Raw genomic sequence first — 23,650 nt, 5'->3', positions numbered from 1 at the left:
TAAACCATTTTAAAATGAAAAAGAATATTGCAAAGATGTTATTTATAACTATATTAACTGTGTCTGCATTAAGTTGTAAAGACAAAGCAAAGGAAGCTACTACTACAGCAGCCGAAGCTGTTGAAAACGTTGTTAATGCTGAAAAATATACTGTTAATTCAGAAACATCGACCATTGAATGGGCAGGTTATAAACCTACAGGATCTCATAATGGGACCATTGCTATTGAAAATGGTATTTTAGATGTTACTAATGGTAAAATTGTTGGAGGTTCATTTATAATTAACATGGACTCTATTACTGTTTTAGATATTCCTGCTGACGACAAAGGAAATGCAAAACTTGTTGGACACTTAAAAAGTGCCGATTTCTTTGATGTTGAAAAACACGCTAATGCAGCTTTTACAATTACAGGTGTAGAAGAAGTGGAAGGTAAAACAATGCTTTCTGGTAACTTACTACTTAAAGAAACTAAAAACAATGTCACATTTCCTGTAACGGTTACTAATGCAAATGGAACTATTACCCTTGCAAGTGAAACCTTTACTATAGACCGTACAAAATGGAATATTGAATATAAATCAAAATCTATTTTTAAAAGCATTGGTGATAAATTTATTAATGATGATATGGAATTAAAAGTTACAGTTAAGGCAACAAGGTCTTAGTTAGAAACGAAACCTCATAACTTTAAAACCCACTTTGTTAAAACGGAGTGGGTTTTTCGTTTTAGAATCACAGCATAACGAAGTAGATTTTTTATTGACAAAACACTAAATTAATGTTAATTCATTTTCTTATTACTAACCGATTGGTTAGTTTTGTGAAGTAATTAGAAATAATGGCCAGAACCAAACAATATAACGAAGAGGAAGTCCTCGAAAAAGCAATGAACCTTTTTTGGAAAAATGGCTATGAAACGACATCCATGCACATGCTAGAGAAAGAAATGGGCATCAACAAGTTTTCTATTTATTCTAGTTTTGGTAATAAACACGGGTTGTTTTTGGAGAGCTTGAAACATTACAAATCTAGAGTAAATACCATATTACAAAAATTTAAAAAAGGAACTAAAGGTGTTGAAGATATTAAACAATTTTTCTACGACTCTGTAAGTTCTAATTTTAAAGACGACAACTTAAAAGGTTGTTTTGTTACAAACACGTATAATGAATTTTCTGAAACCGAAGATGAATTAATCAAAGAGCAGATGCATTCCTTTATGGACAATTTAAAATCTATCATTATTGCTAAATTAAAGATGGATACCACCAAAACTGAAGACACTGTTATAAAACAAGCTAACTATTTATTATTGGCAAAGCATGGTTTGGCAGCGGCTGCAAGGGTTAACACAACACAAGAAATTGAAGATTACATTGAAATGACCTTCAAAAACATATAAACATTTTTTTTACACAATAACTAACCGTTCGTTTAGTTAAAAAACATAAATACAATAAATAAGCAAAATTATGACAACTTTAAAAATTCACAACATTGAAACGGCTCCTGAAGGTAGCAAAACATTTTTAGAAAATTCTCAAAAGTCTTTTGGTATGATTCCGGGTTTACATGGCGTTTTGGCTGGGGCTCCAAAAATATTAGAAGCTTACCAAACTTTACATCAGTTATTTACTGAAACTTCTTTTAACGCAGATGAGTTAACTGTGGTATGGCAAACTATCAATGTTGAACACGCTTGTCATTACTGTGTTCCTGCTCATACAGGAATTGCAAAAATGATGAAAGTTGATGACACTATTACTGATGCATTGCGTAACGAAACACCACTTGAAAACCAAAAACTAGAGGCTTTAAGAACCATGACCCTTACCATTGTTAAAAATCGTGGACATGTATCACAAGAAGATTTAGATACATTTTATGCCGCTGGTTATGGTGAAGCCCAAGTTTTAGAAATCATATTAGGACTGTCTCAAAAAGTAATAAGTAACTATACAAACCATATTGCAAATACACCTGTTGATGCACCTTTTGAAAAATTTGCTTGGTCTAAAGATGAAGTAAACTCTTAATATTTTAAATCTGAATAATAAGAATAGACCTTCCGTTTTTCCGGGAGGTTTATTAATTTTAAGGTTATGAAAGAAAAACTAAAAATAGACATCGTTTCAGACGTTGTATGTCCTTGGTGTACCATTGGTTACAAACGTTTAGAAAAAGCAATTACAGAGCTAGGTCTTAATGATCAAGTAGAAATAGAATGGCAACCTTTTGAATTAAACCCGAATATGCCCGCTGAAGGTCAAAATGTAACAGAGCATATTGCCGAAAAATATGGTGCGACTTTAGAACAACAAAAAGAATCTCAACAACACATGACTGAAGTTGGTGAGGACCTCGGTTTTAAATTCGATTATTTTGATAATATGCGCATGGTTAATACTTTTGATGCTCATGTTTTATTAGAGTATGCCAAAGATTTCGGAAAGCAAACCGAATTAAAAATGACCCTCACTAAAGCTTTTTTTAGTGACCGTAAAGATGTTTCAGACAGGGCTATTTTAAAGGAAGCCTTAATACATGTTGGTTTAAATGCAGACGAAGCTTTAGCTAAATTAGATAATGAAGAAGCGCGTTACCAAATAAGACAAACGCAAAATTATTGGAAAAACTTGGGTGTAAACTCGGTACCAACAGTTGTTTTTAATCGAAAAAGTGCTGTTACAGGAGCGCAACCTGTTGATACTTTTAAGCAAGTACTAAACGAATTAATAGCAGAGCAACCTAATGTGTAACTTAAGGCTAAGTTATAAAAACCAATAAGCGTAGTAAAAAGTGTAGCACTACATAATACATAAGTTAGTATTTAAAAATTTATATAACAAAACCCATGACAAAAGTAAAACCAAAAGTACTGTTCTTTGATGTAAATGAAACACTTTTAGATCTTACTGCCATGAAAAAGCAGATTGGGCAAGCTTTGGGAGGAAAGGAAGAGTTGTTACCCTTATGGTTTACAACCATGTTACATTATTCGTTAGTGGTTTCGGCAAGTGGTAAACACCAATCTTTTGGGTATATTGGCGCTGCTGCTCTACAAATGGTAGCCGCGAATAATAACATTACAATTTCAGAAAATGATGCTCGAAAATTAGTTACGGAGTCTATAGAAAATTTACCTGCCCACCCCGAGGTAAAGGATGCTCTAATTAGCTTAAGACAATCTGGATACCAATTAGTTGCTTTTACAAATTCATCAACCATGGGCTTAAAAAAACAGTTTAAAAACGCTGGGCTAACGGATTATTTTGATGACATGCTAAGTGTTGAACCTACTGGAAAATTTAAACCATTCACAGATACTTATCTATGGGGTGCAAAAAAAATGGATGTAAAACCTGAGGATTGTATGCTTATTGCAGCTCATGGCTGGGATGTTGCCGGAGCGCTTTGGGCGGGTTGGCGTGCTGCTTTTGTTAACCGACCAGGACAACAAGCTTTTCCTTTGGCACCAGAAACTGAATTATTTGAAACAGATTTAAAAAAAATTGCAGATATTTTAGTAACCTATAAATAAAGACTAACTTTTTTTTGAACTACTAATTAGCTTTCTAAATTGAGTACTAACTCAGGATTTGGGCAATTATTTTTATAAAACTCTAAATCTTTTTTATTACAAACTCCAGGGTAATCACCTTTAAAATCTCCTAAATCCTTAATGATTTGAAAATGTAAATGTGGTGGATAATCACCATTTACAGTGGGATCGCCAAGGGTCGCTATGATTTCATTTTGTTTAAAAATTCTTCCAACTTTTAAATCAGTAATTGAAGCTAAACTTAAATGTCCGTAAAGGGTGTAGAATACCACGCCATTAAAATCATGTTTTAAAATTATAGTTGGCCCATAATCACCATAATTTCTATTGTTATTAAAACTATGCACGGTTCCATTTAAAGGCGCATAAATAGGGGTTTCTACTTCGCACCATAAATCCATACCTAAATGAATGTTGCGCTCCTCTTCCACTTCATTATTAAAATGAATACTGCGCTTATAAATATTTCTTTTTTCTAAATAGCCCCCATAAGCCACTTGCCCATAATTTTTAGAGATAACACGGTTAACATAATCTCCAAGCTTTTTGGCTGATGATACGTCAATGGTATTTAACTCAGCATTAGTTTCAGATAAATTTAATGGTATATATTTTGAAGCATCCATAACTCGTATGGGATGATCTCCTAATTTTTCAAGTATTGCTGTAAAATTCAATAGCGCATAATTTAAATATGTATTCAAAAGTAATAAAGAATTTCTTTAGGATTAAAATATTCTATATTATCCAATTAAATAATATTTTTGCATCCATGGAAAACAAAGAACAGGTTACAAAAAAATTACATCGTGCAGTAGGCGAAGCTATTAAACAGTTTTCAATGATTGAAGATGGCGATTCTATTATGGTTTGTCTTTCTGGAGGAAAAGACAGTTATACCTTGCTGCAAATGATACTACATTTTCAAAAAGTAGCACCAATATCCTTTAAAGTTATAGCGGTTAACTTAGACCAAAAGCAACCTGGTTTTCCAGAAACTATTTTACCCACCTACTTAAGTCAATTAGGTGTTACCTATAAAATAATTGAGAAAAACACCTATAAGGTGGTTATGGAAAAAACACCCGAAGGTAAAACAACTTGTAGCCTATGTTCTAGATTACGACGCGGCACATTATATGAAGCTGCCAAAGATTTAGGCTGTAATAAATTGGCTTTAGGACACCATAGAAACGATATTATAGAAACGTTTTTATTAAATTTCTTTTTTGCAGGAAAGCTTGAAACTATGCCACCAAAATTTAAAAATGATGCTGGCGATTTAGTCGTTTTACGCCCATTAGCCTTTTGTAAAGAAAGTGATATAGAAACGTATTCAAACTACATGAATTTCCCAATAATCCCTTGTAATCTATGTGGTTCGCAAGAAAATTTACAACGCAAAAAGGTAAAGCAAATGATTGCCGATTGGGAAACCGATTTTCCTGATAGAAGTTCTGTTATGATGAACGCCTTACAAAACGTATATCCGTCACATTTACTAGATAGAAACCTTTATAATTTTGATAGTCTTGAAGACACCTCGCTAAAAGATGACATCTTTGTTTAAGGTCCTTTTACGCAGTTACAACTTCGGCATATAAATCAAAATCTTCTGCTTCAATAATTTTTACTGTCGTGTACTCCCCTGTTTTTAAATAGGTTTTAGTCGCATCAATTAAAACTTCGTTATCAACATCTGGCGAGTCAAATTCAGTTCTACCAACAAAATAGTTTCCTTCTTTCCTATCGATAACCACTTTTAATTGCTGCCCAATTTTATTCTGATTTAACTCCCATGAAATTTGAGATTGAATTTCCATAATTTGATTCGCTCTGTCAATTTTCACATCTTCTGGAACATCATCATCCAAATTATAAGCATGTGTGTTTTCCTCATGTGAATAAGTAAAACACCCTAAACGTTCAAAACGCATATCTTGAACCCATTGTTTTAATTCTTGAAAATGAGCTTCTGTCTCACCAGGATAACCAACAATAAGTGTTGTTCTTATAGTCATTTCTGGAACCGCTTCTCTAAACTGAGAAATTAACTTTGTAGTTTTCTCTTTAGTTGTTCCACGACGCATACTTTTAAGAATATCATCAGAAATATGCTGTAACGGAATATCTAAATAATTACAAACTTTATCCTCACGCTTCATCACATCCAATACATCCAAAGGAAATCCTGTTGGAAAAGCATAATGCAAACGAATCCATTCAATACCTTCAACTTTCACTAAGGCCTCCAATAATTCGGCAAGGTTTCGTTTTTTGTATAAATCTAATCCGTAATAAGTTAAATCTTGAGCGATAAGAATCAATTCCTTTACGCCATTTGCTGCTAATTTTTCAGCTTCTATAACAATTTCTTCAATAGGTGTGCTTCTATGTTTCCCGCGCATAATAGGAATGGCACAAAAGGAACATGGCCGGTCGCAACCTTCAGCAATCTTTAAATAAGCATAATTTTTAGGCGTTGTAGTTAAACGCTCGCCAATAAGTTCATGTTTATAATCTGCACCTAAAGCTTTTAGGAGTCCTGGCAACTCGGTAGTTCCAAAATACTCGTCAACATTAGGTATTTCTTTAATTAAATCTGGTTTATAACGTTCACTTAAACAACCTGTAACAAAGACCTTATCTACATCTCCTTCGTCTTTTTTCTTAACATATTCCAGGATAGTGTTTACACTTTCTTCCTTGGCATTATTAATAAAACCACAGGTATTAATTACAACAATATTTCCTTCTTCTTCATGAGCTACATCCTTACCATTAGCTTTTAATTGCCCCATTAACACCTCGCTGTCGTAAACATTTTTACTACAACCTAAGGTTACTACATTAATTTTGTTCTTTTTAAGAGTTTTTGTGCGCATACGTTTTATAAATCAGGCTGCAAAGATACGTAATGATTTATGATTAACGATTTAATTTCTGCAACTTGAGTTTACTTAAATTAAGACAGAATTTCACTTAGGTAGGAATGTCATTTTTAACTGTAACTTCTAATGAAAAATATAGAAGTGCTATTTTAAATTAAACCTTTTATATATTTGAGTGTCCAAAATTTAAACCTAATCCTATGAATAAGCTAACTTATGTTATTCTAATTCTAGTAACTTCCTTTTTAAGTTGCTCCACTGATGATGCAATCACAAAGGAAGAATCCAATAATAACGCCACTTATTTTCCGCCTTTAAACTCTAATTCTTGGGAAACAACAGCTATATCCGATTTGGATTGGAATGAAAACCATGTACAGCCTTTATTAGATTTTCTTGAAGAAAAGAATACTAAAAGCTTTATTATATTACATCATGGAAAAATTGCACTAGAAGCATATTTTAACAACCATGACGATTCTAAATTATGGTATTGGGCAAGCGCTGGAAAAACTCTAACGACTACCGTTTCTGGCATTGCACAAGAGGAAGGGCTTATTAATTTAGATAACAAGGTTTCTGAATATTTAGGAACAGGTTGGACAAGTGCGACGCTAGATCAAGAAAATTTAATTACCTGTAAACATTTATTATCCATGACTTCTGGTTTGGATGATAGTTTGGGAGACGATGTGTCTCCTGAGAACTTACAATACCTAGCAAATGCAGGTTCCCGTTGGGCCTACCATAATGTATATGTAAAAATGCAAGATATAATTAGCACCACAAGCAATCAAAATTGGTCTGATTACTTCAACTCCAAACTAAGAGACAAAATTGGTATGACAGGGCAATGGATAAATTTAGGTAGCCTAAGTGTTTATTGGAGTAACACAAGAAGCATGGCACGTTTTGGACTTTTAATTGCAGCCCAAGGAACCTGGGAGGACGCGCAAATTATATCACCAGAATTTTTAACTGAAGCTGCTAATACATCACAAAACATTAATAAATCTTATGGCTATTTATGGTGGTTAAATGGCAAGGATAGTTATCATTTACCACAAAGTCAGTTAGAATTTAATGGAAAACTAATTCCGAATGCTCCAAACGATATGTATGCCGCTTTAGGTAAGAATGACCAGAAAATCTACATCATTCCTAGTAAAGATTTAGTCATTATAAGAATGGGTGAAGCTGCTGATGGTGATAATTTTGCATTATCTAGTTTTGATAATGATTTATGGGAGAAACTAAATGCTGTAATTGAGTAATTAGCCCTTAAATGGAATAAGGTTTATTATTAATTAACAACTTGTATTTAAAGGCTTCTAACCTTTGCACCTTAAAGTAACAAAAAATTAAGCTAAGGCTTCATGAGACTTACTTCACCCCAATAATTATCGTGATTTGAGAGAGTTAACAAGACATGACGTTTTATTATCATGAGATTACCGCCTTACAAGGGAATGATACAAACGATTACTTAAAAAAGGAATCGACAAACTCATATTTATTAAATACTTGTAAATCTTCAATACCCTCTCCAACACCAATATATTTTACAGGAATTTTAAATTGGTCTGAAATACCAATTACAACGCCGCCTTTTGCGGTTCCATCTAATTTTGTAACTGCTAAGGAGGTTACCTCGGTTGCTGCTGTAAACTGTTTTGCTTGCTCGAATGCATTTTGTCCTGTAGAACCATCTAAAACCAATAAAACGTCGTGTGGCGCATCGCTAACTACTTTTTGCATAACGCGCTTAACTTTAGTAAGCTCGTTCATAAGATTTATTTTATTATGTAAACGACCAGCGGTATCTATTATAATAACATCTGCTTCTTGATTTACACCAGACTCTAAGGCATCAAAAGCTACTGAGGCAGGATCGCTTCCCATATCTTGTCGTACCATAGGCACTTCTACTCTATCGGCCCAAACCTGAAGTTGATCTATGGCTGCTGCTCTAAAGGTATCTGCCGCACCTAAAACCACTTTTAATCCTTGCTTTTTAAATTGATATGCTAACTTACCAATAGTTGTTGTTTTACCAACACCATTAACCCCTACAACCATTAACACATAAGGTGTTTTGGTTCCGTTTGCTTGTTTTGGTAAATTAGGAATGGTGTACTCTGTTTCTTCGCCAGAATTTGTTTCACTTAATAGCGATGCTATTTCTTCACGCAAAATTATATTTAGCTCGTCGGTACCTAAGTATTTATCTTTAGACACGCGTGCTTCGATACGCTCTATTACTTTTAGAGTTGTATTTACACCTACATCGCTAGATACTAAGACCTCTTCAAGATTATCTAAAACATCATCATCTACTTTAGATTTTCCGGCTACAGCTTTACTTAACTTGCCTAAAAAGCTAGTTTTAGTTTTCTCTAATCCCTTATCTAGGGTTTCCTTTTTTTCTGAAGAAAATATTTTTTTAAAAAAGCTCATTTTTCTTGTTAATTGGTTAAATTTAACTACAAAGTACGTTAGGGATTGCAGCGACATCCTTTTGCTCTTTTTGCAAAAGATATAGCGGAAAGCCCGACCCTTGTGGTAACGCCCTAAAAATTAGAGTCAATTACCTTACCATAATTTAATACCTGTTATTATGGCATATAAATATAAAATAAAAAAGCCGCTTTCGTATAGAAAGCAGCTTATAATATCTTGAAACAAGGTATATTACTTTTTAGCTAAAAAGTCGTTTACTTGATCTGGATTCATAATAGATTCAACAAACATGTAAGCTCCTGTTTTTGGAGACTTAACCATTTTTATTGCTTTTGTTAATCTTTTAGATCCTGTTTGTAATGATGCTACTGATTTCTTTGCCATGACCTATATATTTTTAGGATAGTTTGAGATTTAATATAAAATCTCTAATTATTTAATTTCTTTATGAACTGTCATACGCTTAAGGATAGGATTAAATTTCTTAATCTCCATTCTATCTGGCGTATTCTTCTTGTTTTTTGTTGTAATGTATCTTGAAGTTCCTGGTTTTCCAGACTCTTTGTGCTCTGTGCACTCTAAGATTACTTGTATTCTGTTGCCTTTCTTTGCCATGTCTTTTTCTTATTAAATACAGCTATTATTTTAAAAATCCTTTAGATTTTGCATCTTTAATTGCTGCAGAAATTCCTATTTTGTTGATAGTTTTTAACGCAGACGTAGAAACCTTTAAAGTTATCCAGCTGTCTTCTTCTGGAATGTAAAAACGTTTCTTAACTAAATTCGCATGAAATTTGCGTTTAGTTTTGTTCATTGCATGAGACACATTGTTTCCAACCATGGCCTTCTTTCCTGTAAGTTCACAAACTCTTGACATTATATATAACTTTAAATTCTTTGTTGCTTAAAATCGAGGTGCAAATATATAAAATCTTTATAATCTGACAACCATATTTTTATCAATTTTTAAAAATTTCTTTTAACATCATTTCTAAAGCCTTATTTACGGCTTTATTTATGACCTTTATTCTCGAATTTCCGAAGTTAAATCCTTCGGAATAAACACCTGTTTTATTAGCAATAGCAATGAATACCGTTCCTACCTCGGCATCTGACTCCCCTTTAGTAGGGCCCGCATTTCCGGTAGTTGCAATGGCATAATCAGATTGAAATAATTGCTTTGCATTTTTAGCCATTTCCTCGGCAACTTGATAACTTACCACAGAATTTGAATCAATTTCTGCTTTTGAAACCTTTAAAATATTAATTTTCGATTCCGTTGCATAGGTAACAATACCACCTTTAAAAAATGCTGATGCTCCAGAATGTGTTGTAAATCGTTCGGCAACTGCTCCGCCTGTACAACTTTCTGCAATAGCTAATGATTTTCCTAGCTTAGTTAGTTGTTTGGCTATTACAACTTCTACCGAGCCATCTTCATCCTCTAACCCAGCATATTCCTTTTTGATTAAAGGTATAACTTTGTCTATTTGTTCTTGAACTTCTTGATTTAATTGTACTTCGCTATATCCTGAAGTGGATAATCGCAAACGCATTTTCCCTAAATTAGGTAAGTATGCTAATTTAATATGTTTTGGTAAGGCATCTTCCCAAGCTTCTATCTTAGCAGCCAATGCACTTTCCCCTAAACCATAAACAAGCAAGGTTTTATGTAATATAAAAGGACAATTGTATTTATCTTTTAATCGCGGTACAACCTCCTGTTCGATTAAGGCTTCCATTTCGTAAGGTACGCCTGGCAATGAAATAAATACTTTATTTTCTTTTTCTAGCCACATACCAGGAGCCGTACCTAGCTTATTCATTAACACCTTCGCTTTACTTGGCACAAAAGCTTGGTCTTTATTTACTTGAAGCAACTGCGTTCTTACATGTTGTTTCCAAATACTTTCTATGTTTTCTAAAACCGATTGATCTCTAACCAAAGTATCATTAAAATACTCTGCGATGGTTTTTTTAGTAATATCGTCTTTTGTTGGTCCTAGCCCACCTGTACATATTATAATATCTACTCTATTTTCGGCATCGGCTAAGGCTTGTAATATATGCGCCTTATCATCTTGAATGGAAGTAATTTGAAAGACAGAAACACCTATTTTATTAAGATGCTTTGCCATATAAGCAGAATTGGTATCGACAACTTGACCAATAAGAAGTTCATCACCTATAGTGATTATTTCTGCTCTCATTATAGTTTAAAATCAGATTTCATTTCGGCACTAGCCTTACTAACAGCAGTAAGTACAATCTCTAATTGAGCTGTAATATCTTCATCTGTTTTGGTAAACTTGCCCCAATCCTGTACTTCAATTAACTTATCTAACACACCAAGCTCAAACAAATCTATTGTAGGTTTCATTTTATGTGCTGCCTGATAAGCTTCTTGGTAATCTTTTGCTGCTACAGCATTTTTTAAACGCTCTGCATCAATAGGAACTTCTTCTAAAAAAGCTTCAGCCAAAGCCGCAATAAAACTTTCATCATTATCGGCTAATTCACGTACTCTAAATAATTTATAATGTAGTTCCATTTATTTTACAGTTATTGAAAACATTTCTTCCTTTTCTATAAACCCAGCCAACCTATCGTTAGCAAAAACTTTACCAACTCCAGCAGGTGTGCCTGTAAATATAACATCTCCAATCTTTAAAGTGAAATATTTTGACACATATTCTATTAATTCATCAATTTTCCAAAGCATATGGCTAGTATTTCCGTTTTGCACAATATCTTCATTCTTTTTTAACGAAAATTGAAAATCGTTAATATCCGCTAATTCATTTTTATCCAACCATTTTCCAATAACCGCTGCACCATCAAAAGCTTTTGCCTTTTCCCATGGTAAACCTTTAGCTTTTAATGTACTCTGCAAATCGCGAGCTGTAAAATCAATACCTAAACCAATTTCGTTATAATATTTGTGAGCAAACTTTTTATCAATATGCTTCCCTACTCTATTAATTTTAACTAAAACCTCAACCTCATAATGCACATCATCAGAAAAATCTGGAATAAAAAAAGGCTGTTTCTTAAGCAAAATAGCGGTGTCTGGCTTTAAAAAAATTACAGGGTCTGTTGGTTTTTCGTTTTGTAATTCTTTTATGTGTTCGGTATAATTTCTACCAATGCAAATTAGTTTCATGTATTATTAATTTAAGTTTGGGCCTTACCCGAAAAGGGTTGGGCTTTACTTGATGGTTTCTATCGTAAATAATGGAACTCATGAATATAAATATTTCACTTCTCGCTCCCTCCTAAGTTTGGGAGTTCAAACATGTCGTTCGCCCCCTAACGCGGTTTAGTTTACAATAGCTTGTTTTTCAATTTAAAGTTTCTTGCTCTTCTTTTTAATTTAATGCCCTGATTACAAAAGTAAGAAATTACTTTGTTTTTAGGTCTTGTAGTTCTTGTTAGCAAATATTTTTAATTTATTCCGATTACCACCCACCCTGTATCAATACCTTTAATCTATTTAGGATTTCCATTGATAGGTTTTCGAACATGCTACATAGTTACTTTTATAAATCACATCTCGTAAATAAGTCAGGATATAACAAGCTTTTTTGTAATCGTAATCCCGTAAACTAATTTTTTGACACTAACAAAAAGCTTATTGTTCATTAAAAATGATACACAGAACTTCTGTCTTCCATCTTTTATTACCCCAATTTATTATTAAAACTTCTCAATTTAATAGCGGTCAACACCTTTTTAGTGTACAACGGAAAATCAGCATTTAGCAACCAACCAAAATACCCTGGTTCTTTTTCTAAAACTTCGGTAACCAACTTCCCTTTATGTTTCCCGAAAGAAAAACACTCTAAACCTTCTTTATTAAAGGCAATAAAACCAGCAAAATCCGCAAACTTTTTTCGAGAACTAAACTCTGCTAAAAACTTGGTATCATTTTCTAAATCGTCGTATTTATCTAATTGCGCTTTTAAAACTTCGTATGTAGCCTTTGTATCTGCCTCAGCGCTATGGGCATTTTCTAAACTTTCATCGCAATAAAACTTGTAAGCAGCACTTAGCGTGCGTTGTTCCATTTTATGAAAAATAGTTTGCACATCGACTGCCAAGGTGCTTTTCATATCAAAATCTATTCCTACACGCAGCATTTCTTCTGCCAATAACGGAATATCAAAACGGTTAGAATTAAATCCTCCTAAATCGGAATCTTTAATCATATTATAAATATCCTTAGCTAAAACTTTAAACGTAGGTTCGTTTGCAACTCTTTCGTTTGAAACACCATGAATAGCAACAACCTCGTCAGGTATTACCATTTCAGGGTTTACCAACCAAGTTTTACTTTCTTCTGTGCCATTAGGAAATACCTTTAGGATAGAAATTTCAACAATACGGTCTTTCGTTATATTTATTCCTGTAGTTTCTAAATCGAAAAAACAGATGGGTCTTTTTAGGTTTAATTGCATTACTTTATGGTATGTTTCTTGCAAATATACTGAACTCATTTAAACTAATTTTTGTTTAAATTTACTGCACGCATAAAATCGAAATTAAATCCCTACTTTTTAATTTTACTAGTTTCTTTAACTTCCTTTTTAAGCTTTTCTCAAGCTGCAAATACTGAAAATGTTACGCTTATAGAAAAACAACATGGAAAACGTCTAGAGCTTTACGCAAAAAATACCGACACCATTCCTTACGTTGTCTTCTTACGTGTTACTACTAATGATTATAGGAGAAGTAGCAACCGACCGGTACTAAAACCGGTGAATGCTAATAGCGAAGCGCATTTATTAACCCTTATTAAATTAGCTGACACTAAGGGACATTACGACCATCAATTTATTGTCAATGAATTTAGCACAAATTTGCAGTTTAGAAAGGACAAGAACGATATACAAATAAATTTTGATACCGCTTTAAAATCCGCAAACATTACTTTATTTGAATCTGACGCCTGCGAAATTTGCAAGGATATAAAATTATTATTTGACAATAATAAAGTAGCCTACCTTGTAAAACATATAAAAAACGACCAAGACTTACTTTTAAAGGCTTTAAAAAACAATAGAAAACATACAACAAGATGTATTTGTTTTAAAAATTGAAGATGATGTTTACAGAGGTATAAGCAACAAAAAAGAACTTTTAGAAGCTCTAAAAAATCATATTAAGTAAAATACTACTATATCTCTCTATTCACATCCCAAGCCTCAAGATAGTCTGTTACAGCTTTAACAAACATGCCTCCTAATGCGCCATTTACCACACGATGATCGTAAGAGTGCGACAAATACATTTTGTAACGAATACCAATAAAATCGCCTTCTGGTGTTTCAATAACCGCAGGTACTTTTCTAATTGCTCCTAATGCTAAAATTCCAACTTGTGGCTGGTTAATTATCGGGGTTCCCATAATACTTCCAAAAGTACCAACATTAGTAACGGTGTATGTACCGCCCTGAGTATCATCTGGTTTTAGTTTACCAATTCTAGCGCGATTTGCTAAATCGTTAACTTGCTTTGTCATGCCCACCAAATTAAGTTGATCGGCATTTTTAATTACGGGTACAATTAAATTTCCATCAGGTAAAGCCGCCGCCATACCTAAATTAATATTTTTCTTTTTAATGATTTTATCGTCTTGAAAAGAAATATTCATCATTGGAAAATCCCTTAACGCTTTGGCAATAGCCTCCATAAAAATAGGTGTAAAGGTTAAATTTTCACCTTCACGTTTCATAAAACCACCTTTAACCTTTTTTCTCCAATTCCAAATATTAGTTACATCAGCTTCAATAAAGCTTTGTACATGAGCAGAGGTTTGAATAGACTCCACCATATGATGCGCAATAAGTTTGCCCATTCTAGACATTTGTATAATTTCATCGTCGCCACTAGAAATTACAACCGGTTGTTTTGTTTTAGGCGCTTCAGCTTTAGGTTGCTCTACTGATTTTGACGTATCTGCAGTATGCGTTTCTTGTTTAGCAGCAAAATTTTGCTGTCCTGTTCCTTTATTTTTTATGTAATCTAAAATATCATTTTTAGTAACACGCGCATCTTTTCCTGTTCCTAATATACCATCTAATTCCGCTTGCGAAATGCCTTCAGCCTTAGCTATATTTTTAACCAATGGTGAATAAAAACGGTCGCCACTTGAAACTACGGCTGGTGCTACAGCTTCTTTTGCATTGGTCACAGCCTGTTCTAATTGTGCTACAGCAGCTCTTTCAGTTACTTCTAGTTCTTCAGCGTTATCTTGTTCATTGAGGTTTTCGGTAGCATGCTCTTCGCCTTCTGTTTCTATTATCGCTAATACCTCACCGACCTGAACAATATCATCTACATTAAAAAAACGCTCCACTAAAACACCATCAACTTCACTAGGCACTTCACTATCTACTTTATCCGTAGCTATTTCCAATACTGGATCGTCCATATCGATAGTATCACCAACTTCTTTTAACCAAGATGTTATTGTTGCCTCTGCAACACTCTCTCCCATTTTTGGTAACTTAAGCTCAAACTTTGCCATATCAATAACGTAATGCTTGTTTTTAATTTTTATTTTACAAAATTATCAAAATAAATAACAAATCGCCTTATTATACATAATAAAACTAGTTAAAAGTAATAACTTCCCCTCTACTCATTCCATCATCACTTCCTATAATAAAGTTAGAATCTTTAGGAAGTATTTTAAAGGTAACCGATTTATCTAATCTATTGGTCTCGATAAAACTAATAATTGTTTTAAAGCTTAAAACATTAGCATCGAAAATAACTTCAGACTCTTTAATAATATTTTTAAGGTCGGTTCTTAAAAGAACATCTTTTTCTAAAACAGCTTCTAAGCCTTCATTTATCTGATTGGATATAAAAACATATTTATAAACCCTTTTAATTTTTTTAATATGCTGCTTCCTAAATATATAAACAAAATAAATACCTCCCCATACAAATAAGTCGAATAAAATATTTTTCTTAAAATGCTTTTTGTAAAAAATTTGCATGGCCCCATAAAATCTACGGGCATAGTTTTTATCTTTTAGTGTGCTTTCACCCTTAAAATGAAGAATGGTAGTACCTCCATAATAATAATTAACATACCCTTTTTTTAAAGCTTTATACGAGATATCTATATCTTCGCCATACATAAAGTAGTCTTCATCGAACCCTTCAATTTCATGATATACAGCACGCTTTAAAAACATAAAAGCGCCTACCAATATTTCGACTTCGCTAATATCATTTTCGTGTAAATTGCTAGCATAATACTCTTCTGATTTACCTAGCATTTTTTTAAAGGATGCCATAACGTAAGGAATTTTACGTTTACTTTCTGGTAAAAATAGCCCGCGTCCATTAATTAACTTACACCCAACAATACCAAGATTTTTTTTAGTTTCCGAAAATGCCAATACCTTTAAAAAAGTATCCTCGGCAACAACGGTGTCTGGGTTTAAAATACATAAATACTCTCCTTTTGCTACAGCAACGCCTATGTTATTACCTTTCGAAAAACCGGTATTTTCTTTATTTTCTATAAGCGTTACACTAGGAAACTTGGTTTTAACCATTTGGCAACTATTATCTGTAGAATTATTATCTACAACAATAATTTCGGCATCTATATTTGAAATTGCAGCCTCAACACTTTTGAGACATAACTCCAAAAAGCATTTAACATTATAATTTAATATAACTATTGAGAGTTTCAAATTAAGTTTAATTTATAGTTTAATTGAAGATTCAAACGGAATACGATTTACAATGCTCCGTCCCAAGGTAACTTCATCGGCATATTCCAATTCGTCTCCAACTGATATTCCTCTGGCTATAGTTGATGTTGTTATACCGAAATCCTTAATTTGCTTAAAAATATAAAAATTAGTTGTATCTCCCTCCATGGTGGAACTTAAAGCAAAAATAAGTTCTCTTATCTTACCTGCTTTTACTTTGTTTACTAAAGATACTATATTTAAGTCGTGCGGACCAATACCATCCATTGGAGAAATTTTACCTCCTAAAACATGATATACGCCCCTAAAAGAACTCGTATTTTCAATGGCCATAACATCCCTTATATCTTCAACAACACATATAGTGTCTTTACTACGTTTTGGATTCGAACATATTTCACATAGTTCAACATCACTAATATTATGGCACGATTTACAGAATTTAACATCCCTCCTCATGGTTTGCAAAGCCTCGGACAGAGCTAAAGTTTGATCTTTAGGCTGCCTTAACATGTGCAAAACTAAACGCAATGCCGTACGTTTACCAATACCTGGTAATTGCGACATTTCGTTTACCGCGCGCTCTAAAAGCTTCGAAGAAAATTCCATAAAGGCGAAATTACTATTTAGCCATGAAATTCGCTAATTTTAAACACCACTTTTATATTATTGTTATTTATACTTTAAATCGCTATAACTTTGAGCAATATAATTTCGATAAAAAAACTAAAACCCATTATTCACTTTATATTTGTACATTCAAAATTTTAAAATTCTTTTTTCACTATGACGGCTACTCAAATCATGCTACTTATTGCAGCTTATTTTGTTGTTTTAATCTTTATCTCCTATTTTACAGGCAAGGAAGATAGCAACGAAGCTTTTTTTAAAGCCAATAAGTCGGCTCCATGGTATTTAGTAGCGTTTGGAATGATTGGCGCTTCACTTTCGGGCGTTACTTTTATTTCGGTTCCTGGCATGATAGAAGGACAACAATTTGCTTATATGCAAGGTGTTCTTGGTTTTTTTGTTGGCTATTTATTTATTCTTTTAGTTCTACTACCAATTTATTACAAACTTAATGTCACTTCTATATATCAATATTTAGAACAGCGCTTTGGCGTAATAAGCTATAAAACAGGTGCTTTTTTCTTTCTATTATCACGAGTTACGGGAGCCTCATTTAGACTTTTTTTAGTGGCTTTAGCCATGCAGTATATTGTTTTTGAAGATATTGGGGTTCCGTTTTGGGCTACCGTAGTTATCTCCATTCTTTTAATATGGATTTACACGAATAGAGGAGGCATAAAAACTATTGTCTGGACAGATACGCTACAAACTCTAGCTATGTTAACCTCGGTAGGTGTTGCTATTTTTTTAATTACTGATAAATTAGATTGGACGTATATTGAATTTTTAAATTCTCCTGAGTTTTCTGCCAAAGGAAAAATTTTCTTTTTTGATGACCCTAACTCCACTACTTATTTCTGGAAATACTTTATTGGCGGTATTTTTATAGCTATTGCTATGACTGGTTTAGATCAAGATATGATGCAAAAAAACTTAACCTGTAAAACCCCAAAAGAAGCTAAGAAAAACATGCTTACAATGGCTACGCTTCTTATATTTGTAAACTTTTTCTTTCTATCTCTAGGTGCGTTATTATTTATTTATGCCGATAAATTTGGTCTACAAGTACCAACGATTGATGGTAAAGTAAGAACCGATTTATTGTTTCCTGAAATAGCCATGAAACAAAACTTGGGTATGGCTTTAAGCATAACGTTTATTATAGGCTTAATAGCCGCAGCTTACTCTAGTGCCGATAGTGCATTAACCTCATTGACCACTTCTTTTTCTGTTGATTTTTTAAACATTGAAAAACTACCAGCAAAGGCCCAAAAACCACTTCGAAAAAAAGTACATGTTGGTGTTTCTATATTGCTAATAATTGTGGTTATCATATTTAATAGTCTAGAAGGAAATGTGGTAAGTAACCTATTTAAATTTGCCACTTTTACTTATGGTCCTTTATTAGGTTTATTTGCATTTGGCATTATTACCAAATACCAAATTAAGGACAAATATGTATGGATTATTGGGTTCGCTTCCATAATTATAACATTTGCAATAACCACTTTACCCGAAAGTGTAATAGGTAATTATAAATTTCACTGGGAAATTTTACCTATAAATGGTTTAATAACCTTTTTAGGATTAATATTGATTCGTAGAAAGTAATACTAAGGTACAAGCCACTTCAAAAGCTATATTATTCTGTTTTAAAATAGTATACAACTCAGGGTTTTCTGTGCCTGGGTTAAAAATTACACGAACTGGTTTTAATGACACAATATAGTTGTAATACTCTTTTTGTCTTGTTGGATTTAAATATAAAACTACCGAATGCAGATCGTTATAAAGCAACAACTCCGTACTTATTTCAACTCCAGCCACCTCACCTTTTCGTAAACCTAAAGCAACCACTTCTATTTGGTTTGAAACCAATCGTTTTATAGCCAAATAGGAATATCTATTTGGATTTAACGATGCACCAAGCACCAATGTTTTTTTATTCATACGCTTTAAAACTGTTAAAAGACTGTTAAATTTCGTAAATTCCCGTAACAGAACTTGATTTATGACGTCTTCAAAGAAACATCAATCAAAAATCAAACCATTCACATGAAACCACTACTCTATTTGTGTGCTATTTTATTTTCAATTTCCATAGCACATGCCAAAACAGCAGACCCTAAAATCGATAAAACCGGAACGGTATTAGGTACTGTTTTAGACGCCGCCTTAAAACAACCCTTACCGTATGTAAATATTATTATTAAAGATACAAAAAACACCAATATTACAGGAGGGATTAGCTTAGACGATGGAACATTTACAATAAACCAAGTACCAGAAGGCGATATCATTGTTAGCATACAATATATTGGTTATAAAACTGTGAATAAAAATATTACTATTGGTAAAAACAATTACACGGTTAATTTGGGTACTATTTTACTTGAGGAAGCGGCCGAAGGTTTAGACGCTGTAACCGTAGTAGCCGAGGTATCAACCATACAACAAAAGGTAGACCGAAAAGTAATAACTGTTGGAAAGGATTTAACCACTTCGGGAACAAGCGCAAGCGATATAATGAATAATATTCCTTCTGTTAGTATAGATCAACAGTCTGGAAACATAAGCTTACGAGGCAACGAAAATGTGCGTGTTATGGTTGATGGTAAATTAAGCAACGTGCCCATTGCACAGCTTTTAAAACAAATTCCATCTACATCTATTAAAGAAATTGAATTAATAACAAATCCTTCAGCCAAATATAATCCGGAAGGCATGAGTGGTATAATTAATATTAAACTTCATAAAAACACAAAAATTGGATTTAACGGTAACCTTAATGTAGGTTTAACACATGAGGTATTTGCAAAATTCAATAGTTCTATAGATATGAATTATAGGCATGGCAAATTCAATTTTTATGGAAATTACGGTAACAATATTGGTAAAAACGACAATTTTGGATCGATTTCGCGTTTGGATGACAATTCCTTGCAAAACTTTAAATTTCAGAACAACGGTAAATCTCATTTATACAAAGTTGGTGTTGATTTTTATATGAATGACAAAAACACAATTTCTTTTTTCACCAACCAAAACATCTATAACGGCAATAATACCGGAAGTGCCATAATAAGTTATACATCGCTTACACAAGGTCAATTATTTAACAACACTTCTAGCAATAATTCTGGTCAATATAATCTAGCCTATAAGCATGAATTTACAGATGAAAATGAAACCCTAGATATTGAAATTGATTATAACGATTTTGAAAATGACGAACTTGCCAACTTCGATTTCTTTAATTTTAATTTCCCCACTAATTACGTTGATAATGTTGACACACAGCGCCAACAAACCACAGTAAACATTGATTATGTTAAACCTATAACCGACAAAACCAAAATTGAAGCAGGCCTTGAAGCCCGTCTATTTAACACCAATATCGATTACATGTCTACAGGACAATCGTTTTCTAGCGAAGGCGATATTATCCCCACTCCAAGTACTGGTTTTGATTATAATAGAGACATATACTCGGCATACCTTACCTATGGAAAAACCCTAGAAAAGTGGAATTACCAAGTTGGATTAAGAGCAGAGCAGGTTATTGTAACCGCCGATGCTTTAAAAACTTTTAACAACTCTAGCACAGAATTTATTCCTTTTGAAAATGATTATTTTCAAATATACCCTTCCGCATTTCTAACCTATAATCCAACTGAAAAGAATTCTTACCAATTAAGTTTTAGTCGTCGTGTAGACCGCCCAGGCTTGCAACAAGTAAACCCCATTAGAGAATGGAGTACACCCCGTATATCGTCTTTTGGAAACACTAAATTACAACCCCAATTTACAAACTCTGTGGAAACAAATTACACTAGACAATTAGAAAAAGGGAGTATTACTGCAGGTGTTTTTTACAGAATTATTGAAGACAATATTAATAGATATGTTTTTATCGATAGGACGAATATAACATCTGGGAACTCTAATTTGTCTTATGACAACTTTGATAATACTACGGCATATGGTATTGAGTTATCCACAAATTACCGACCAACTAAATGGTGGAGCTTAAATGGAAGTTTTGATTTATACTCTCAAAAGCAACAAGGCATTATAGAAATTTTAGATACGGATGATATTCAAAATGCAAGTGTCGATGATATTTTAAGGCAAGACAACGAAGTTGAAACGGTTATATGGAATTTAAGAGCCTTTAATAATTTTAAAGTATCTAAAAAATTAAGTTTTTCTTTATTTGCTATGTATAGAGGCGAAGAAGAAAGTATTCAGTTTACAAGAAAACCAATGTATATGGTAAATACAGGGATGCGATATAACTTTTTAGAAGATAACAGAGCAACATTTAGTTTTAATTACAACGATATATTTAACACGATGAAATTCGAATTTGAAGGCAGTACTCCATTTCCAAACATTGGTGGTTTTAATTGGGAAAGCAATACTTGGAATATAGCGCTTTCATATAGGTTTGGAGGAAACAACTATAGTGCTTTAAAAAGAAAACAACGAGAAAACAACACCAAATCTGGTGGCGGAGGCTTTATGTAACCATTCTATTTAATAATCTGCAATTTATTTGATTGTTAGAGTTTTTATGTGATTATTAAATAAACACCTTAAACATTTTGATTAGGGGGCTTAATCTTTTTGTAGTTAATTTTTAAATGCAAAAAAAATTGTTAAAATTTGACTATCAACACAATAACACACAATACTTTTACGTTTAACGTGTAATATGCAATCTAAACCCTTTTAGCGAAAACGTAATTATTTAGAGTTAGTCATCTACAAAAACAAATTCGTAATTTAAGATTCATATAATTAAAACTCGAAACTTGTTTCGAGTTTTTTTTAAATAAAACAATAAAACCAAACAATTAAAAAGGTTTGTAATGTTTAAAAAAATGTAACGTCTAACGTTACATAATTCTTCATTTTTAGTGTTAAATGGAGTTGGTTAATAGCTAGAAAAACCCGAAACTATATGTTTCGGGTTTTTTGATTTTATCTTAGTTTACAAACAGGCTTTAGCTTAAAAAAAAATTACATAATAAAGCCTACTCCCTTTTGATAACCTGCTGTAAGACAGGCACTCAATTGTTTATTTTAAGCCCATTTTATAATGGCACTTGCCCATGTAAACCCACTGCCAAAGGCTGCTAATACCACATTATCACCTTCTTTAATTTTCCCTTCTTCCCAGGCTTCGGTAAGTGCTATAATAACCGAGGCGGCCGTTGTGTTGCCGTATTTCATGATGTTATTAAACACTTGGTCGTCTCGTAAACCAAACTTCTTTTGAATAAACTGCGCAATACGTAGGTTGGCTTGATGCGGAATTAACATATCGATATTTTCCTTTTGCATACCGTTTTTTGTTAAACCTTCTACAATAACTTCGCTAAAACGAACCACAGCATGTTTAAAAACAAAGGTACCATCCATATACGGAAAATAGGATAAATCGTCGTCGCCCGCTTCTATAATTTCTGGCACCCAATGTGCAATACTTGGGCCTTCTACTATTAGTTTATCGGCGTATTTACCTTCGCTATGCAAATGAGTCGATAGGATACCTTTGGTGTTATCTTCTTCGCGAGACAATACACAAGCTCCTGCCCCATCGCCAAAAATAACGGTTACACCACGCCCTCTTGTTGTTTTATCTAATCCGTTGCTATGGTATTCGGCACCTATAACCAATATGTTTTTATACATGCCGGTTTTAATAAACTGGTCGGCTACAGATATAGCATATACAAAACCAGAGCATTGGTTCCGTACATCTAGAGCACCAACGGTAGGCATATCCAACATATCTTGAATTTGCACGCCACAGCCAGGAAAATAATAATCTGGACTTAGGGTTGCAAAGACTATAAAATCGATATCATCTTTGGTTAAGCCCGAGCGCTCAATAGCTATTCTTGCTGCCTTTGCTCCCATAACTGCCGATGTATCCTCCGATCCTTCTGGAATCCATCTGCGTTCTTGTATACCAGTGCGCTCTTGAATCCAGGCATCGTTAGTATCCATCATTTTAGATAAATCGTGGTTTGTTACCACATTATCTGGTACGTATTTACCTAATCCTGTTATTTTTGAGTTGTACATATATTATTGTCTTTTTTCCATTTCCGCGTAAGCGAAAATCTTCTAAATGGAGTAACCAAAGTACAAAATAATACTATCAAATTCCAAATGAAATAAAATCTCAAAAAAAGTAAATTCCAAAAATCATATTATTTAGAATTTACACTTTGCCTGATTTTACTTTTTTCAAGTAAAAGTAGTGTCAGTTTGTCATATTTAGTCAATTGGCATTTTTGTTGACTATAACAATCCAAGTAAGTTAAAACTAAAATTAATCAGATTCCCTTCTTGAG

25 protein-coding genes are annotated in these 23,650 nt (G+C 33.2%); 10 read left to right on the top strand and 15 right to left on the bottom strand.

What is annotated here, in order from left to right:
• The first annotated feature begins 14 nt into the window (after positions 1–14).
• From ABJM36_RS01650 to ABJM36_RS01630, 5 genes are all read left to right on the top strand, one after another.
• Positions 15–668, top strand: a complete 654-nt coding sequence (locus tag ABJM36_RS01650) for a YceI family protein (RefSeq protein WP_348448489.1) — start codon at positions 15–17, stop codon at positions 666–668.
• Positions 669–841: 173 nt separating this feature from the next.
• Positions 842–1,405 (top strand): TetR/AcrR family transcriptional regulator, encoded by a 564-nt coding sequence (locus ABJM36_RS01645; protein WP_348448487.1) that lies wholly within the window; start codon positions 842–844, stop codon positions 1,403–1,405.
• Positions 1,406–1,475: 70 nt separating this feature from the next.
• The gene (locus ABJM36_RS01640) at positions 1,476–2,039 is read left to right on the top strand and encodes a carboxymuconolactone decarboxylase family protein (protein ID WP_348448485.1); all 564 of its coding nucleotides are present in this window, start codon (positions 1,476–1,478) and stop codon (positions 2,037–2,039) included.
• Positions 2,040–2,105: 66 nt separating this feature from the next.
• The gene (locus ABJM36_RS01635; RefSeq protein WP_348448483.1) at positions 2,106–2,762 is read left to right on the top strand and encodes a DsbA family oxidoreductase; all 657 of its coding nucleotides are present in this window, start codon (positions 2,106–2,108) and stop codon (positions 2,760–2,762) included.
• 95 nt (positions 2,763–2,857) lie between these two features.
• Complete coding sequence (locus tag ABJM36_RS01630) at positions 2,858–3,544, top strand: haloacid dehalogenase type II (protein ID WP_348448481.1); 687 nt, start codon at positions 2,858–2,860, stop codon at positions 3,542–3,544.
• 26 nt (positions 3,545–3,570) lie between these two features.
• Here ABJM36_RS01630 and ABJM36_RS01625 read toward each other — a convergent pair whose 3' ends face one another.
• Positions 3,571–4,242, bottom strand: a complete 672-nt coding sequence (locus ABJM36_RS01625; RefSeq protein WP_348448479.1) for a peptidoglycan DD-metalloendopeptidase family protein — start codon at positions 4,240–4,242, stop codon at positions 3,571–3,573.
• A gap of 95 nt (positions 4,243–4,337) precedes the next feature.
• Here ABJM36_RS01625 and ttcA point away from each other — a divergent pair, with 95 nt between their 5' ends.
• Positions 4,338–5,135, top strand: a complete 798-nt coding sequence (ttcA, locus tag ABJM36_RS01620; RefSeq protein ID WP_348448477.1) for a tRNA 2-thiocytidine(32) synthetase TtcA — start codon at positions 4,338–4,340, stop codon at positions 5,133–5,135.
• Between the two features lie 7 nt (positions 5,136–5,142).
• On the opposite strand, the gene rimO is transcribed toward ttcA, so the two are convergent.
• A complete protein-coding gene (rimO, locus tag ABJM36_RS01615) occupies positions 5,143–6,450 on the bottom strand; it encodes a 30S ribosomal protein S12 methylthiotransferase RimO (protein WP_348448475.1) in 1,308 nt (435 codons plus the stop codon).
• A 206-nt stretch (positions 6,451–6,656) separates the two neighbouring features.
• Here rimO and ABJM36_RS01610 point away from each other — a divergent pair, with 206 nt between their 5' ends.
• The gene (locus ABJM36_RS01610; RefSeq protein ID WP_348448473.1) at positions 6,657–7,730 is read left to right on the top strand and encodes a serine hydrolase; all 1,074 of its coding nucleotides are present in this window, start codon (positions 6,657–6,659) and stop codon (positions 7,728–7,730) included.
• 208 nt (positions 7,731–7,938) lie between these two features.
• Here ABJM36_RS01610 and ftsY read toward each other — a convergent pair whose 3' ends face one another.
• The 8 genes from ftsY to ABJM36_RS01570 form a co-directional block, all read right to left on the bottom strand.
• Entirely contained in the window at positions 7,939–8,913 is a 975-nt protein-coding gene (gene ftsY, locus ABJM36_RS01605) for a signal recognition particle-docking protein FtsY (RefSeq protein ID WP_348448471.1), read from the bottom strand.
• 234 nt (positions 8,914–9,147) lie between these two features.
• Positions 9,148–9,300, bottom strand: a complete 153-nt coding sequence (locus ABJM36_RS01600) for a DUF4295 domain-containing protein (protein WP_144116496.1) — start codon at positions 9,298–9,300, stop codon at positions 9,148–9,150.
• A 48-nt stretch (positions 9,301–9,348) separates the two neighbouring features.
• Positions 9,349–9,531, bottom strand: a complete 183-nt coding sequence (rpmG, locus tag ABJM36_RS01595; RefSeq protein ID WP_072764828.1) for a 50S ribosomal protein L33 — start codon at positions 9,529–9,531, stop codon at positions 9,349–9,351.
• A gap of 25 nt (positions 9,532–9,556) precedes the next feature.
• Positions 9,557–9,793, bottom strand: a complete 237-nt coding sequence (rpmB, locus tag ABJM36_RS01590; protein WP_092852938.1) for a 50S ribosomal protein L28 — start codon at positions 9,791–9,793, stop codon at positions 9,557–9,559.
• An 82-nt stretch (positions 9,794–9,875) separates the two neighbouring features.
• Positions 9,876–11,126 (bottom strand): competence/damage-inducible protein A, encoded by a 1,251-nt coding sequence (locus tag ABJM36_RS01585; RefSeq protein ID WP_348448468.1) that lies wholly within the window; start codon positions 11,124–11,126, stop codon positions 9,876–9,878.
• Positions 11,126–11,467 carry an Hpt domain-containing protein gene (locus ABJM36_RS01580; protein WP_348448466.1) on the bottom strand — a complete coding sequence of 114 codons (342 nt, stop codon included), beginning with the start codon at positions 11,465–11,467 and terminating at the stop codon, positions 11,126–11,128. The genes ABJM36_RS01585 and ABJM36_RS01580 overlap by 1 nt, the downstream gene beginning before the upstream one ends.
• The gene (locus ABJM36_RS01575; RefSeq protein ID WP_348448464.1) at positions 11,468–12,079 is read right to left on the bottom strand and encodes a fumarylacetoacetate hydrolase family protein; all 612 of its coding nucleotides are present in this window, start codon (positions 12,077–12,079) and stop codon (positions 11,468–11,470) included.
• Positions 12,080–12,596: 517 nt separating this feature from the next.
• Complete coding sequence (locus ABJM36_RS01570) at positions 12,597–13,373, bottom strand: exonuclease domain-containing protein (protein ID WP_348448607.1); 777 nt, start codon at positions 13,371–13,373, stop codon at positions 12,597–12,599.
• A gap of 51 nt (positions 13,374–13,424) precedes the next feature.
• On the opposite strand from ABJM36_RS01570, the gene ABJM36_RS01565 reads away from it, so the two are divergent.
• The gene (locus ABJM36_RS01565; RefSeq protein WP_348448462.1) at positions 13,425–14,015 is read left to right on the top strand and encodes a hypothetical protein; all 591 of its coding nucleotides are present in this window, start codon (positions 13,425–13,427) and stop codon (positions 14,013–14,015) included.
• Between the two features lie 77 nt (positions 14,016–14,092).
• Here the strand turns inward: ABJM36_RS01565 and ABJM36_RS01560 are convergent, their stop codons facing one another.
• The 3 genes from ABJM36_RS01560 to recR all read right to left on the bottom strand — a co-directional run bounded on the left by ABJM36_RS01560 (position 14,093) and on the right by recR (position 17,261).
• Positions 14,093–15,445, bottom strand: coding sequence for a dihydrolipoamide acetyltransferase family protein (locus ABJM36_RS01560; RefSeq protein ID WP_348448460.1), 1,353 nt, complete (start codon positions 15,443–15,445; stop codon positions 14,093–14,095).
• 85 nt (positions 15,446–15,530) lie between these two features.
• A complete protein-coding gene (locus ABJM36_RS01555) occupies positions 15,531–16,631 on the bottom strand; it encodes a glycosyltransferase family 2 protein (protein ID WP_348448458.1) in 1,101 nt (366 codons plus the stop codon).
• 12 nt (positions 16,632–16,643) lie between these two features.
• Positions 16,644–17,261: a recombination mediator RecR gene (gene recR, locus ABJM36_RS01550; protein ID WP_348448456.1), complete on the bottom strand. Its 618-nt coding sequence runs from the start codon at positions 17,259–17,261 to the stop codon at positions 16,644–16,646.
• A gap of 177 nt (positions 17,262–17,438) precedes the next feature.
• On the opposite strand from recR, the gene ABJM36_RS01545 reads away from it, so the two are divergent.
• Positions 17,439–18,893 (top strand): sodium:solute symporter, encoded by a 1,455-nt coding sequence (locus ABJM36_RS01545; RefSeq protein WP_348448454.1) that lies wholly within the window; start codon positions 17,439–17,441, stop codon positions 18,891–18,893.
• On the opposite strand, the gene ABJM36_RS01540 is transcribed toward ABJM36_RS01545, so the two are convergent.
• The gene (locus ABJM36_RS01540; RefSeq protein ID WP_348448452.1) at positions 18,870–19,232 is read right to left on the bottom strand and encodes a CoA-binding protein; all 363 of its coding nucleotides are present in this window, start codon (positions 19,230–19,232) and stop codon (positions 18,870–18,872) included. The genes ABJM36_RS01545 and ABJM36_RS01540 overlap by 24 nt on opposite strands.
• A gap of 105 nt (positions 19,233–19,337) precedes the next feature.
• Between ABJM36_RS01540 and ABJM36_RS01535 the strand changes: the two genes are divergently transcribed.
• A complete protein-coding gene (locus tag ABJM36_RS01535; RefSeq protein WP_348448450.1) occupies positions 19,338–21,812 on the top strand; it encodes an outer membrane beta-barrel family protein in 2,475 nt (824 codons plus the stop codon).
• Positions 21,813–22,370: 558 nt separating this feature from the next.
• Here ABJM36_RS01535 and ABJM36_RS01530 read toward each other — a convergent pair.
• On the bottom strand, positions 22,371–23,378 hold the full coding sequence (locus ABJM36_RS01530) for a beta-ketoacyl-ACP synthase III (RefSeq protein WP_348448448.1): 1,008 nt from the start codon (positions 23,376–23,378) through the stop codon (positions 22,371–22,373).
• Between the last annotated feature and the right edge of the window lie 272 nt (positions 23,379–23,650).

Source organism: Algibacter sp., from assembly GCF_039977455.1.
Lineage (GTDB): Bacteria > Bacteroidota > Bacteroidia > Flavobacteriales > Flavobacteriaceae > Algibacter_B.
Note: the sequence above shows the minus strand (reverse complement) of the source record. Positions and strands in the feature narration are given on the sequence as shown.